This window comes from Streptomyces sp. NPDC045678 (assembly GCF_056432085.1).
Genome location: NZ_JBWKJS010000014.1, coordinates 19,562 through 35,773 on the forward strand (window position 1 = coordinate 19,562; position 16,212 = coordinate 35,773).

2 protein-coding genes are annotated in these 16,212 nt (G+C 72.0%); both read left to right on the forward strand.

The annotated features are described in order from the left end of the window. The first annotated feature begins 474 nt into the window (after positions 1-474). Entirely contained in the window at positions 475-11,475 is an 11,001-nt protein-coding gene (locus tag AC07DO_RS37195; RefSeq protein WP_479066464.1) for a non-ribosomal peptide synthetase, read from the forward strand. Continuing rightward, on the forward strand, positions 11,472-16,130 hold the full coding sequence (locus AC07DO_RS37200; RefSeq protein ID WP_479066466.1) for an amino acid adenylation domain-containing protein: 4,659 nt from the start codon (positions 11,472-11,474) through the stop codon (positions 16,128-16,130). The genes AC07DO_RS37195 and AC07DO_RS37200 overlap by 4 nt, the downstream gene beginning before the upstream one ends. Positions 16,131-16,212 lie beyond the last annotated feature (82 nt).

Here is a 16,212-nt window from a genome sequence, read left to right on the forward strand (position 1 = left end):
TCCGCGGCCATAGCATCTAATTCTCCGTGCGAGGCCGCGCGCTTAATCCTGCGTATGTCTTCCGACATGCCCGAGCGCGTGGCCGACTCTCCGTCCAAGTGCGGAAGCTGAGCGGTTGGACGGTTCTCGCCCTCGTACGGCCAAATCAATCGGCAGGAGCGACCCGGAAAGACGGCCCGCACGAACGGCCCGCACGAACGGCCCGGACATACGGAACAGCCGAGGGAAATTGCTCGGCCAGGGGGAATGATGAACGGCAAGGCTGCTCGTGCTCTGCCCCTCCTCGACGCCCAGGAGGGAATCTGGCTGGCGCAACGCGTCTCGGGCTCGCGCCGGCTCTACAGCGTCGGGCAGTACGTCGACATACACGGACCCGTCGAGCCACACCTGTTCGAGCGCGCGCTACGGCAGTTGACGGACGAGACGGAAATCTTCCACGCACGATTCGAGGACGACGGCGCGGGCGGAGCGCGCATGACATTCCCACCCTCGGAATCCCCGGAACCCTCGGATCGCACGGAATCCCCAGATCCCTCGGAATCCCCAGATCCCTCGGAATCCCAGGACCGGACCCCTCCACGCCGCCTCCTCGAATTTCACGACCTCACCGAGCGGGAAGAACCGAGGAAGACCGCCGAGGCGTGGATGCGGGCGGAACTCGACCAGGAGATCACCTCTCACGCCGACCAGCTTTTCGCCCACGCCCTCTTCCGCCTCGCCCCCGATCACCACATCTGGTACCAGCGCTACGACCACCTTCTGATGGACGCCCACGGCTGCTCCCTGCTCGTCCGCCGCGCCGCGGACGTCTACACGGCACTCCTCACCGGGCAGCCCTACGCCCCGGCGGAACACGCGCCGCTCCGCGCACTGATGGACGAGGAGTCGGTCCACCGCGCCTCGGAACGCCACGAGGCCGACCTGCGGTACTGGCAGGAGCACTTCGCGGACCGCCCCGACCTGACCGGCATCCCGGGCCACTCCGGGCCTGAGGCCGACTCCGGCGACGTCCTGCGCGAGACCGGCCACCTGCCGTCCCACGCCGTCGCGGCGCTGCGCGCGGCGGCCGCCCGCGCCGAGGCGAGCTGGCCACGCCTCGTCGTGGCGGCGGTCGCCGCCTTCGTCGGCCGTCTCGGCGGAACGGACGAGGCGATCCTGAGCCTCCCCGTCGCGGGCCGCACCGGCGACCGGGCCCGACGCACGCCCTGCACGATGGCCAACATCCTGCCGCTCCGCGTCCCCGTGACCGCGTCCACGAGCCTCCTGGACCTCGCCCGGGCGACGGACACCGAGATCGACGCCCTCCTCGACCACCAGGGCCTGCGAGGAGAACGGCTGCGCCGCGAACTCAACTGGCCGTCGGGCGACCGCTGGCACTTCGGGCCGTACGTGAACGTCATGCCCAGGGCCGGCGAAACCCTGTCGTTCGGCGGCCACCGGTCCGTCGTGCGCGACCTGTCGAGCCGCCGCGTCGAGGAGTTCGGCGTGCTGGTGAGCGGGGCGTCGGAGGGCCAGGACATGGAGATCACTCTCGAGGCCAACTCCGCGCTGTACGACCGAGCTTGGGTCCAGGCGGCCCTCCGTTCCTTCCTGCACTTCCTGGAACGGTCGACGGCCGACCCGTCGCTGCCGGTCGGGGCAGTGCCTCTGCTGGACGCGGCTGAGCGCACCCAGGTACTGGATCACTGGAACGCCACCGAAGATCCGGCTGCCCCCGTCGCGGACACCGTGCCGAAGCTGCTGGCCCGGCACCTCGCCTGGTCGTCGGACGCGGTGGCGGTGGACGACGGCGAACAGCGCCTCTCTTACGCCGAGTTGGACAGGGAGTCCGGTCGCCTGGCGTCGCATCTCGCGCACGAAGGAGTGGCGCGGGGCGACCGGGTCGCGGTCGTGATGGAACGTTCGGCCGATCTGGTTGTGGCGTTGCTTGCGGTGTGGCGGGCGGGGGCGGCGTTCGTTCCGGTGGATGTGGAGTATCCGGTGGAGCGGGTGGCTTTCCTGCTGGCCGACTCGGCGCCCACGGCGGTGGTGTGCACCGAGGCGTACCGCGACGTGATCCCCGCGGACCACGAGGCGCGGCGGGTGGTGCTGGACGACCCACGCGTCCGGGCGGCCGTCGCCGGGTGTCGTGCCGATGGGCCTGGGGTGTGGGTGGGTGGGGAGGACGTGGCGTATGTGATGTATACGTCGGGTTCGTCGGGGGTGCCGAAGGGTGTGGTGGTGCCGCACGGTGCGGTGGCGGGGTTGGTGGGGGGTTCGGGTTGGTCGGTGGGTGTGGGGGATGCGGTGCTGATGCATGCGCCGCATGCGTTTGATGTGTCGTTGTTCGAGGTGTGGGTGCCGTTGGTGGTGGGTGGCCGGGTGGTGGTCGCGGGCCGGGGTGTGGTGGATGCGGGGGGTGTCCGGGCGGCTGTTGGTGGTGGTGTGTCGGCGGTGCATGTGACGGCGGGGATGTTCCGGGTGCTGGCGGAGGAGGCGCCGGAGTGCTTTGCGGGTTTGTGTGAGGTGTTGACCGGTGGGGATGTGGTGCCCGCGGGTGCGGTGGCGCGGGTGCGTGCGGCCTGTCCTGGGGTGGCGGTGCGGCATTTGTACGGGCCGACGGAGATCACCCTCTGCGCGACCACACACCTCCTGGGCCCGGACACGAGGGCGGGGCGGACGCTGCCCATCGGCCGTCCGCTCGCCAACCGGCAGGTGTACGTCTTGGACGCGGCGCTGCAACCGGTCCCTGCCGGAGTGGTCGGGGAGCTGTACGTCGCGGGGACGGGCCTCGCCCGCGGCTATTTGGGGCGGCCGGGGTTGTCGGCCGGGCGATTTGTGGCGTGTCCGTTCGGTGGCGGTGTCGGGCGGCGGATGTATCGCACGGGTGACCTGGTGCGGTGGACGTCCGGCGGTGAGTTGCTGTTCGTGGGTCGGGCGGACGAGCAGGTGAAGGTGCGCGGTTTCCGGGTGGAGCTGGGCGAGGTGGAGTCGGTGCTGGCCGGGCGCGAGGGGGTCGGTCAGGCGGTGGTGGTGGCCCGGCAGGACGTGCCGGGCGGCGAGAAGCGGCTGATCGGTTACGTCGTGCCGGACAGCGACGAGTGCGAGATGGACGCCGAGTCGCTGCGGGCTTATGTGGCGGGGCGGTTGCCGGAGTACATGGTCCCGGCTGCTGTGCTGGTCCTGGACGCCTTGCCGCTCACCGCCAACGGCAAGTTGGACCGCGCCGCCCTGCCGTCTCCCGACTTCGAGGGCACGGGGACGGTACGCGGCCCTGCGACACCCGTGGAGGACGTCCTCAGCGGACTCTTCGGCGAGATCCTCGGCCTGGGGCGGGTCGGCACCGACGTGTCGTTCTTCGATCTGGGTGGGGATTCGCTGTCGGGGATGCGGTTGGTGGCGAGGGTGCGTGCGGTTCTTGATGTGGAGGTGGGGATAGGGGAGTTGTTCGGGGCGCCGACGGTGGCGGGGTTGGCGCGTCGGGTGGATGACCGTGCGGGGTCATCGGCTGGGCGGCCTGTGTTGCAGGCGCAGGCGCGGCCGGATGTGGTGCCGTTGTCGTTCGCTCAGCAGCGGATGTGGTTCTTGAACCGGTTGGAGGACACGGTTCCGGGAGCGGCGTCCGCGTATAACTTGCCGTTGGTACTGCGGATTTCGGGCGCGCTGGATGTGGCCGCGTTAGAGGCGGCGTTGGGGGACGTGGCGGACCGCCACGAAAGCCTGCGGACCGTGTTCCCCGAAGCCAACGGCGTTCCCCGGCAGCAGGTTCTGAACGGTGAAGCGGGACGACCGCCCCTGATGACCGTCGAGTGCGCCGCGTCCCGGATCGAAGAAGCGCTGGCGGAAGAAGCGGGATACGGCTTCGACCTGCGCACCGATTTGCCGTGGCGGGTCTGCCTGGTGGGTGCCGGTGCGGGTGAGTGGGTGTTGTCGGTGGTGGCGCATCACGTGGCGGTGGACGGCTGGTCCATGGGGGTGTTGGCCAGGGACTTGGAGGTGGCGTATGCGGCGCGGTGTGAGGGGCGGGCGCCTGGCTGGGCCGGGTTGCGGGTGCAGTACGCGGATTACGCGTTGTGGCAGCGGGAGGTGCTGGGGGAGCTGGACGACCCGGCGAGCGTGTTGAGCGGCCAACTGGCGTACTGGCGTTATGCGTTGGAGGCGTTGCCTCAGGAGTTGGTGCTGCCGGTGGATCGGGTGCGTCCTGCGGTGCCGTCGTTCCGGGGGCGGTTGGTGCCGGTGGCGGCGGACGCGCGAACCCATGCCCGGCTGGTGGGTGTCGCCGGGCAGGGTCGGGCGACGATGTTCATGGTCGTGCACGCCGCCCTTGCCCTGCTGTTGTCCCGCCTTGGGGCGGGTGATGACATCACGGTCGGTACGCCGACCGCGGGCCGTGAGGACGCGGCGTTGGAGGAGCTGGCGGGCTTTTTCGTGAACACGCTGGTGCTGCGCGCGGACGTGGGTGGGGATCCGACCTTCGCCGAGCTCTTGGAGCGGGTGCGGGCCGCGGACCTGGCCGCGTACGCGCACCAGGACGTCCCTTTCGAACGCCTCGTCGAGGAGGTCAACCCGACGCGGTCGGTGTCCCGCAACCCTCTCTTCCAGGTGATGCTGGCTCTGGACCACGTGCCCGAACCGCGTTGGCGTCTCAGGGGCGTTGAGGTGCGATCCGCGTCGATGAAGGCGCCGGCCGCCCGGTTCGACCTCGCGGTGACCCTGACGGAGCGGCGCGACGAACGCGGAGCACCGGCGGGCCTCGACGGCGAGATCCTCTACGCGGCCGACCTCTTCGACCACGACACGGCCCTGTCCCTGGCGGACCGGCTCGCCCGCGCCCTCGAACAGGTCGCCGCCGACCCGCATCTCCGCCTCAGCGAGATCGACCTCCTCGCACCCGCCGAACGCACACAGATCGTGCGGCGCTGGAACGACACGGCGGCCGACGTTTCGGATGCGTCGATACCCGAGCTCTTCGAGCGGTGCGCGTCCCGTTCCCCGGGGACGGTCGCGGTGAAGTGCAGCGGCCGAGCCCTGCCCTACGGGGAGCTGGAGTCGCGGGCGAACCGGCTGGCCCGGCACCTGGCGGGGCTCGGGATCGGCCTCGAGGCGCGGGTGGGACTGTGCCTGCCGCGTGGCGTCGACATGGTCGTCGCGGAACTGGCGGTGTGGAAGGCGGGCGGCGCGTTCGTCCCGCTGGACCCGGAGTACCCGCCGGACCGCCTCGGCCACGTGCTCGCCGACAGCGGAGCGGCCGTCGTGCTGGGCGTCGCGGACACCCTCGGAGCGGTGCCGGTGGGCGCGGCGCGAGTGCTTCTCCTGGACGACGCGGACGTCGGGCGGGCGCTGGAGGCGGAGTCCTCTGCCTCCCTCGGAGGCCGGCCGACCCCGAACCAGCTGGCGTATGTGATCTATACGTCGGGTTCGACGGGCCGTCCCAAGGGTGTGGCCGTCGCGCACGGTGGCGTGGCGAATCTGGCGGCGGCGATGCGTCCGGTGCTGGGTGTGGGCGCGGGTGTCACGGTGTTGCAGTTCGCGTCGTTCAGTTTCGACGCGGCGGTGCTGGATGTGGCGGTGACGCTGTCCGGTGGCGGCACGCTCGCGATCGCCACGTCGGAGGAACGGGCGGAGCCGTCGGCGCTGGCGGCGATGATCGAGTCGGCGCACGTGACGACGGCCAGCGTCGTGCCCTCCCTGCTGAGCGTCCTCGACCCGGCCACGGTCCCAGGCGTACGCAACTGGGTCCTCGGCGCCGAGCTGCTCACCGCCGACCTCGCGAGCCGGTGGACGCCCCAGGCGCGCGTCTGGAACACCTACGGCCCCACCGAAGCCACGGTGATGGCCACCGCAGGACCCGTGCGCGCCGGCATCGAGCCCGGCGACGAGGCGCCGCCCATCGGGCGCCCGCTCGGGAACGTACGGCTCTACGTACTGGACGAGTTCCTGCACCCCGTCCCGCCGAAAGTCGTGGGTGAGCTGTACATCGCGGGCCCTGGCCTCGCCCGGGGATACGTGGGACGGCCGGACCTGACGGCTGAACGCTTCGTGGCCTGCCCGTTCGCCGAAAACGGCGGCGGGGAGCGCATGTACCGCACCGGGGACCTGGTCCGCTGGACGCCCGACGGACAGCTGTCGTTCGCCGGCCGCGCGGACGAGCAGGTGAAGGTGCGCGGGTTCCGCGTGGAGCCGGGCGAGGTCGAGGCGGTGCTGACCCGACACGACGCGGTCGGCCAGGCGGTCGTCGTCGCCCGCCAGGACGGCGGACCGGGCAGCGACAAACGCCTGGTCGCCTACGTGGTCCCCGACGAACGACATCCTCAGCACCAGCAGTCGCGGCGCGACGACATCGACCCCCAGGAGCTCCGCGCGTACGCGGCCGGGATCCTGCCCGAGTACATGGTCCCGGCGGCCGTGCTGGTCCTGGACGCCCTGCCGCTCACCGTCAACGGCAAGCTCGACCGGGCGTCCCTCCCGGCACCCGACTTCGCCGCCCGCGTCTCCCGGCGCGAACCACGGACGCAGACCGAGGGGATCCTGTGCGGCCTCTTCGCGGAGGTCCTCGGCCTCGAGTGGGTGGGGATCGAGGACGGGTTCTTCGATCTGGGTGGGGATTCGCTGTCGGGGATGCGGTTGGTGGCGAGGGTGCGTGCGGTTCTTGATGTGGAGGTGGGGGTCGGGGAGTTGTTCGGGGCGCCGACGGTGGTGGGGTTGGCGCGTTGGGTGGGTGAGCGTGCGGGGTCGGTGGCTGGTCGGCCGGTGTTGGGGGCGCGGGTGCGGCCGGATGTGGTGCCGTTGTCGTTCGCTCAGCAGCGGATGTGGTTCTTGAACCGGTTGGAGGAGACGGTTCCGGGGGCGGCGTCCGCGTACAACTTGCCGTTGGTGTTGCGGATGTCGGGCGTGCTGGATGTGGCCGCGTTGGAGGCGGCGTTGGGGGACGTGGCGGACCGCCACGAAAGCCTGCGGACCGTGTTCCCCGACATCGACGGCGTCCCCTACCAGCAGGTGAGGCACGGCGACGCGGGACGCCCGCCCCTGATCGTGCTGCGGGCCGACGGCACGGACGAGGCGGACGAGATCGACATCGACCGCACGCTCGCCGCGCAGCTGGCGACCGGTTTCGACTTGCGCACCGATTTGCCGTGGCGGGTCTGCCTGGTGGGTGCCGGCGCGGGTGAGTGGGTGTTGTCGGTGGTGGCGCATCACGTGGCGGTGGACGGCTGGTCCATGGGGGTGTTGGCCAGGGATCTGGAGGTGGCGTATGCGGCGCGGTGTGAGGGGCGGGCGCCTGGCTGGGCCGGGTTGCGGGTGCAGTACGCGGATTACGCGTTGTGGCAGCGGGAGGTGCTGGGGGAGCTGGACGACCCGGCGAGCGTCCTGAGCGGCCAACTCGCGTACTGGCGCGATGCGTTGGAGGCGCTGCCTCAGGAGTTGGTGCTGCCGGTGGATCGGGTGCGTCCTGCGGTGCCGTCGTTCCGGGGGCGGCTGGTGCCGGTGGCGGCGGACGCGCGAACCCATGCCCGGCTGGTGGGTGTCGCCGGGCAGGGTCGGGCGACGATGTTCATGGTCGTGCACGCCGCCCTTGCCCTGCTGTTGTCCCGCCTCGGGGCGGGTGATGACATCACGGTCGGTACGCCGACCGCGGGCCGCGAGGACGCAGCACTGGAGGAACTCGCCGGCTTTTTCGTGAACACGCTGGTGCTGCGCGCGGACGTGGGTGGGGATCCGACCTTCGCCGAGCTCCTGGAGCGGGTGCGGGCCGCGGACCTGGCCGCGTACGCGCACCAGGACGTCCCCTTCGAACGCCTCGTCGAAGAGCTGAACCCGACCCGCTCCCTCGCGCGCAACCCCTTGTTCCAGGTGATGCTTGCCCTCCAGAACATCCCCGAGATCACCTGGGACCTGCCGGGCGTCGACGTACGCCCCGCGCTCCTGCCGCCCGAGCTCGCCGCCCGCTTCGACCTGGCCGTGTCCGTCGTCGAGCGCCGCGACGAGCGCGGCGCACCGGCGGGTCTCGACGGCGAGATCCTCTACGCCACCGACCTCTTCGACCCCGACACGGCCCTGTCCCTGGCGGACCGGTTCGCCCGCGTCCTCGAACAGGTCGCCGCCGACCCGCACCTACGCCTCAGCGAGATCGACCTCCTCGCACCCGCCGAACACACACAGATCGTGCGGCGCTGGAACGACACGACGGCACCCGTCCCGGACGCCCTGGCCCCCGAGTTGTTCGGTCGGCGGGTGGGGGTGTCGCCGGGTGCGGTGGCGTTGGTGTCCGGTGAGCGGCGGGTGACGTATGGGGTGTTGGGGGCTGAGGCGGGTCGTTTGGCGCGGTTTTTGGTGGGGTTGGGTGTGGGGCCTGAGGTGCGGGTGGCTGTGGTGGGTGAGCGGTCCGTGTCGTGGGTGGTGGCGTTGTTGGGGGTGTCGTTGGCGGGGGGTGTGTTCGTTCCGGTGGATGCGGGTTATCCGGCGGAGCGGGTGGGGTTTGTGCTGGGTGATGTGGGTGCGTCGGTGGTGGTGTGCTCGGTGGGGTCGCGGGGTGTGGTGCCTGAGGGGTTCGCGGGTCGGGTTGTGGTGGTGGATGACCCGGTGGTGGCGGGGGAGATCGGCAGGTGTGCGCCGGGGGCTTTGGGGGTGGGGGAGCGGGGTGGTGTGTTGTCGGCTGGGCATGCGGCGTACGTCATCTACACCTCCGGTTCCACCGGCACCCCCAAAGGCGTCACCGTCTCGCACGAAGGCCTGCGCAACCTCGTCGCCGAGAACGTGCGGCGCTACGCCATCGACCCCGACAGCCGGGTCCTGCAACTCGTCTCGCCGAGCTTCGACGTCTCCCTCGCGGACATCTGGCCCACCCTGTGCGCGGGCGGCCGCCTCGTGCTCGCCCCCACCCGCCTGGACATCTCCGGCGACGAACTGTCCCGCCTCCTGCGCGCCCGCCGCGTCACCCACGCGGCGATCCCGCCGACCTTCCTCGCGCAGATGCCCCCGGAAGAGCTGCCCGACCTGCGCCTGCTCATCACGGGAGGCGAGGCCATGCCGGCGGAGGTGCGCAGGCGCTGGTCGGCCGGGCGCGCCATGTACAACCAGTACGGGGTCACCGAGTCGACGATCATCTCGACGACCGCCCTGATCCACGACAGCGAAGGGCCGCCCCCGATCGGGCGGCCGGTGTCCAACACCCAGGCGTACGTACTGGACGCGTCCCTGCGCCCCGTGCCCGCGGGCGTGGCGGGGGAGCTCTACGTCGCCGGTGCCGGGCTCGCGCGCGGCTACGTGGGCCGCGCTGGTCTCTCCGCCCAGCGGTTCGTGGCGAACCCGTTCGGCCCCGGCCGCCGGATGTACCGCACCGGCGACGTCGTCCGCTGGACCAACGACGGCGAGCTCGTCTTCGCGGGCCGCGCCGACGACCAGATCAAGATCCGGGGTCACCGCATCGAACCCGGCGAGATCGAGGCCGCCCTCGCGAGCTGCCCCGGCGTACGCCACGCCGCCGTGACGACCAGGGAGGACCGGCCCGGCGAGCCGCGCATCATCGGCTACGTCGCCGCGGACGGCGGGACGGTCGACAGCCGGACGGTCCGGGAGTACGTCACCGGCGTACTCCCGGAGTACATGGTGCCGACGGCCGTGCTGGTCCTCGACGCCCTGCCCCGCACCGCCAACGGCAAGGTCGACCGGGCCGCGCTGCCCGCCCCCGACTTCGCGGGACGCGTCACGGGCCGGGAGCCGCGGACCGCCACCGAGGAAATCCTCTGCTCCCTGTACGCCGACATGCTGGGGCTCGACCGGGTCGGCGCCGAGGACAGCTTCTTCGAGCTCGGCGGCGACTCGATCAGCTCGATGCAGCTGGTGTCCCGGGCCCGCCGCGCGGGCCTGGTCGTGACGCCCCGGCAGGTCTTCGAGGAGAAGACCCCGGAACGTCTCGCGGAAGTGGCGGAGCACGCCGGGCACGAGACCGCGGCGGACGACGTCGGGGTCGGCGAGGTGCCGTGGACGCCGGTGATGCGGGCCTTCGGGGAGAAGGTCACGGGACCGGACTTCACCCAGTGGATGACGCTGGGCGTACCGGCCGGGCTGGGCCTCGACGTCCTCACGGCGGGCCTCGCCGCCCTCCTCGACACCCACGACATGCTGCGCGCCCGCACGGTGCCCGGCGAACCGAAGCTGATCGTCGGCGAACCCGGATCGGTCGAAGCGGCGGCGGCCGTGTCCCGCGTCGACGCGACCGTCGCCGACACCGGGGTCCTGGACGAGATCGCGGGCCGGGCGGCAGGGGAAGCGGCCCGCGGGCTCGACCCGGCGGCAGGAACGATGCTGCGGGCGGTATGGGTCGACGCGGGCCCGGACCGCGTCGGCCGGGTGGTCCTGATCGCCCACCACCTGGTGGTGGACGGCGTGTCCTGGCGGGTCCTCGTCCCGGACCTGCGGGCCGCGTGCGAGGCGGCGGCCGCGGGCCGGACACCGCGGCTCGACCCGGTCGCAACGTCTTTCCGCCGCTGGTCCGAACTGCTGACCGCGCAAGCGTCCGACGAGTCCCGGCTCGCCGAACTGCCGGACTGGCTCGCCTTGCTGGGCGAACACCAACCGCCCCTGGCAGGGCAGCCGTTGGACCCGGCCGTCGACACGTCCCGCACCCTGCGCCGCCGCTCCTGGACCGTTCCACCGGAACAGGTCGAGACGCTGGTCGGCAGGACACCGGCCGCCTTCCACTGCGGTGTGCACGAGGTGCTCCTCGCCGCCCTCGCGGGCGCGGTGACGCACTGGCGCCCCGACACCGCCTCCGGGCTGCTGCTCGACATCGAGGGGCACGGACGCGTGCCGATGGACGGGACCGATCTGCTGCGGACCGTGGGCTGGTTCACGAGCGCCCACCCGGTGCGCCTCGAGGTGACAGGTGCGGACCTGGACGACGCTATGGCCGGCGGCAGGGCTGCCGGTACGTTGGTGAAGGGCGTCAAGGAGCAGGTGAGGGCGGCCCCCGGCGACGGACTCGGCTACGGCATGTTGCGCCGTCTGAACCCCCGGACGGCCCCGGCCCTGCGGGCCGCCCCGGCGGCGGAGATCGGCTTCAACTACCTCGGCCGGTTCACCGCGGCGGCGCGACCGGCGGCGGCCGAGGCGGGAACAGCGGTCGTGGAGCCCGGGGCGGCCGACGGAACGGTCGGGGCCTGGCAGCTGGCGGGACCCTCCGGGACCGGCGGCACGGACGGCTCGGACACACCGGCTCCCCACGTACTGGAGGGGATCGCGGTCGTCCGGGACACCCCGGAAGGCCCCGAACTCACCGTGACGCTCGGCTGGCCGCGACGGCTCCTGACCGAGACCGACGTGGAACGGATCGGCCGGACCTGGCTGCGGCTGCTCGCCGGTCTCGCCGCCCACACCGACGACCCGGCAGCGGGCGGTCACACCCCGTCCGACTTCCACCTCCTCGACCTGGAGCAGGACGAGGTCGACCAGTTCCAAGCGATAGCAGCGAAGCTCGAGGGAGGCCTGTCCCGGTGAAGTCTTCAACCGCCGCCCACGGCTCGGCCCTGGCCGAGGTGTGGCCCCTTTCGCCACTGCAGGAAGGGCTGCTGTTCCACGCGGACTTCGACGACCGGGGCCCCGACGTCTACGCCGTCCAGTTCCTCCTGGACATCACAGGGCCCCTGGACCCGGCCCGGCTCCGCGCCTCCTGGGAGACGCTGCTCGACCGGCACGCGGCGCTGCGGGCCAGCTTCCACCGCAGGAAGTCCGGCGAGGCGGTGCAGCTCATCACCCGCAACGTGACACTGCCCTGGCGCGAGGCCGACCTCACGGACCTCACCGAGCCGCAGGACATGACCGACCGGGCCGACAAACTGGCCGCACAGGAACGCGCCCAACGCCTGGACCTGACCGTCCCCCCACTGCTCCGCCTCCTCCTGCTCCGACTCGGCACGAACCGGCACCGGCTCGTCGTGACGTCCCACCACCTCCTGATGGACGGCTGGTCGATGCCGGTCCTCCTGAACGAGCTCTCACAGGTGTACGAGGCGGGCGGCGGCCCGTCCGTACTGAAGCGCGCGGCCTCCTACGGCGCATACCTGGCGTGGCTGGGACGCCAGGACAAGGAGGCCGCGCGCGCGGCATGGCGCGCGGAACTGGCCGGAGCGGACGAGCCGACGCTCCTGGCACCGGCGGACCCGAGCGGCGCGCACGTCCTGCCGGACGAGACGCCCCTGCGCCTGTCCGAGGAGGACACGCGGGCCCTGACGGAGACGGGCCGCGCCCACGGACTCACCCTGAACACGCTGGTGCAGGGCGCGTGGGCCCTGGTGCTCGCCCGCCTCACCGGACGCACGGACGTCGTCTTCGGCGCCACCGTCGCGGGCCGCCCCGCCGAACTGCCGGGCGCGGAGTCGATGATCGGCCTGCTGATCAACACGCTCCCGGTCCGCGTACGCCTGGACGGCGCGCAGCCCGTGACCGAGCTGCTGACCGGCCTCCAGGAACGCCAGTCCGCCCTCATCGCCCACCAGCACCTGGGCCTGGCAGAGATCCAGAAGCTCGCGGGTCCCGGAGCGGTCTTCGACACCCTCGTGGTCTACGAGAACTACCCCACGCCTCCCGCCCGCCCGGCCCACGCGGACCTGCCCGCCTTCACCGCCTCGGCGGGCCACCAGGCGACCAACTACCCGGTGACCCTCGGCGTCCTCGCCACCGACCGCCACCTGCACGTCCACGTCACGTCCCGGCCGGACCTCATCCCCCAGGAGAAGGCCGCCGAGCTGGGCCGACGGCTCATCCGCGTCCTCCAGCAGATCGCGACCGACCCGACGACCCCGACGGCCCGCATCGACATCCTGGACGCAGCGGAACGCGAACACGTCGTCCGGGAACGGAACGACACGGAACACCCGATGCCGACCGGGACCGCCCTGCACGACTTCGAGCGCTGGGCATCCCTTTCACCGGATGCGGTGGCGGTGCGGTGTGGGGTTGAGGTGCTGTCGTACGGGGAGTTGGAGGCGCGGGCGGGTCGGCTGGCCCGGCGTCTGGTGGGGCTTGGGGTTGGTCCCGAATCCCGTGTGGGGCTGTGTCTGCCGCGTGGGGTGGACATGGTCGTGGCGGAACTGGCGGTGTGGAAGGCGGGCGGTGCGTTCGTTCCGTTGGATCCGGAGTATCCGGTCGACCGGTTGTCGTTCATGGTGGCCGACAGTGGTGCCGGTGTTGTGGTGGGTGTGGGGGAGAGTCTGGCGGGGGTGGTGGTCGGCGGTGCGCGGGTGGTGCTGCTGGACGAGGAGGACGCCGAGTGCCCTGAGGGCCCCGTTGATGTGCGGTTGTCGCCCGGTCAACTGGCGTATGTGATCTATACGTCGGGTTCGACGGGTCGTCCCAAGGGTGTGGCGGTTGCGCACGGGGGCGTGGCGAATCTGGTGGCGGCGATGCGTCCGGTGCTGGGTGTGGGCGCGGGTGTCACGGTGTTGCAGTTCGCGTCGTTCAGTTTCGACGCGGCGGTGCTGGATGTGGCGGTGACGCTGTCCGGTGGCGGCACGCTCGCGATCGCCACCGCCGACGAGCGGGCCGAGCCGTCGGCGCTGGGGGCGATGATCGAGTCGGCGCAGGTGACGACGGCCAGCGTGGTGCCCTCCCTGCTCAGCGTCCTGGACCCGGCCTCGGTGCCGGGCGTACGCAACTGGGTGCTCGGCGCCGAGCTGTTGACGGCAGAGCTGGCGAGCCGGTGGACGCCCCAGGCGCGGGTGTGGAACACCTACGGGCCGACGGAAGCCACTGTGATGGCCACGGCGGGACCGGTGGACGCCACGACCGGACCGACCGACGATCCGCCGCCCATCGGCCGCCCACTGGACAACGTACGGACGTACGTCCTGGACGGCTTCCTGCACCCGGTTCCGGTGGGGGCGACGGGGGAGTTGTACGTGGCTGGGCCCGGTGTGGCCCGGGGGTATGTGGGGCGGCCGGATCTGACGGCCGAGCGGTTCGTGGCGTGCCCGTTCGGCGCGGGCGGACGCATGTACCGCACTGGTGACCTGGCGCGTTGGACGGCCGATGGGCAGTTGTCGTTCGTCGGGCGTGCCGACGAGCAGGTGAAGGTGCGCGGATTCCGGGTGGAGCCCGGCGAGGTCGAGGCGGTGCTTGCGGCGCACCCCGAGGTGCGGCAGAGCGTCGTCATCGCCCGCGAGGACCGGCCCGGCGAGAAGCGGCTGATCGGATACGTCGTGCCGGACGTTGGCGGGCGTGAGGTGGATGCCGCGGCGTTACGGGCATACGTGGCGGGGCGGTTGCCGGAGTACATGGTGCCGGCGGCGGTCGTGGTGCTGGACGCGTTGCCGTTGACGGTGAACGGGAAGGTGGACCGGGCTGCGCTCCCCGCGCCGGACTTCGCCGCGCGTGCCGGGGGCCGTGAGCCGCGTACGGAGACGGAGCGTGTTCTGTGCGCGGTGTTCGCCGAGGTGCTGGGGCTGGAGCGGGTCGGTGTCGAGGACGGGTTCTTCGAGCTGGGCGGTGACTCCATCAGCTCCATGCAGCTGGCTTCGCGGGCGCGCCGCGCCGGGCTCGTGGTCACGCCCCGGCAGGTGTTCGAGGAGAAGACACCGGAAGGTCTGGCGGCCGTGGCGCAGGTGCCCGACGCGTCGCACACGGCGGTCGACGTCGGCGTGGGAGAGGTGCCGTGGACGCCGGTCATGCGGGCGTCGGGGGAGCGGGCGGCGCGGCCGGGGTTCGCGCAGTGGGTGGTCCTGGAGGTTCCGGGCGGACTCGGGCTTGATGTTCTGGTGGCGGGTCTGTCGGCCGTGCTGGACGCGCACGACATGTTGCGGGCCCGCACCGTTCCCGGCGAGGCGCGGTTCGTGGTGGGGGAGCGGGGATCGGTCGACACGGCTTCGCTGGTGTCGCGCGTGGCTGCGCCGGGGGCCGGGTGCGAAGCGGTGCGGGAGCTGGCGGCCGGTGCCGCACGGGACGCGGCGGGGCGGCTGGATCCGGAGTCCGGGGTGATGGTGCGGGCGGTGTGGGTGGACGCGGGGCCCGAAAGGCTCGGTCAACTCGTCCTCGTCGTCCACCACTTGGTGGTGGACGGTGTGTCGTGGCGGGTGCTGGTCCCGGATCTGCGGGCGGCGTGCGAGGCGGTGGCCGAGGGGCGTGTGCCGGAGCTGGATCCGGTGGGTACGTCGTTCCGCCGCTGGGCCGGGCTGCTGGCCGCGGAGGCCGTGGGGGAGAAGCGGATCGCGGAACTCGACGGCTGGCTGGACCTGCTCGGTGAGCCGGAGGCCCGGTTACCGCTCGCACGGCGGGAGTTGGACTCGTCCGTCGACACGGTGGGCACCCTGCGGCGAGAGTCCTGGGTGGTGCCGCCGGAGCAGACGGAGGCGCTGCTGAGCAGGACGCCGACCGCGTTCCACTGCGGTGTCGACGCCATCCTGCTGGCCGCTCTGGCCGGCGCGGTCGCACACTGGAAACCGGCGGCGGCCGCGGGACTCCTGGTCGACGTGGAGGGGCACGGCCGTGAGCCGCTCGGCGGCCACGACGTGGATCTGTCCCGCACGGTCGGCTGGTTCGCCGCCACCCACCCGGTCCGCCTGGACACATCAGGGATCGACCTCGCCGAGGCCCGTGCGGGCGGCCCCGCGGCGGGCGCGCTCCTGAAATCGGTCAAGGAACAGCTGCGCGCGCTCCCCGGCGGTGACGGGCTCGGTTACGAGCTGCTGCGCCACCTGAACCCGAAGACCGCACCCGTCCTCCGTACCCGGCCCGCCCCCGAGATCGGCTTCAACTACATGGGCCGGTTCGTCAACGACAGGGGCATGTCCGCGGCCGACGTACGTGAAGCCTCCGCAGGCGGCGCGTGGCAGATGCGGGGCGAGACCGCCATCGGCGGCTCGTCCGACCCCGACACGCCCCTGCGGCACCTTCTGGACGCGGGCGCGATGGTCCAGGACGCCCCGGGAGGAGGACGGCCGCAACTCACGCTCACCCTCGGCAGGCCCGGGCACCTCGTGGCGGACGCCGAGGCCGCAGAGCTCGGCCGAACCTGGGTGGAGCTGCTGGGCGGCCTGGCCGCCCACACCGACGCACCCGCCGCAGGCGGTCACACGCCCTCCGATTTCCCTCTCCTCGATCTGGCGCAGGACGAAGTCGACGAATTCGAAGGGACGCCGGGCCCCGCCGAGGGCCCCTGACCCTTCCTGACCCGCCCGTCACCCTTCCTTCCCATCCCGCTCGCGCACATCTCGCCGTTGCCGCTGTGAGGAGACAGAGACG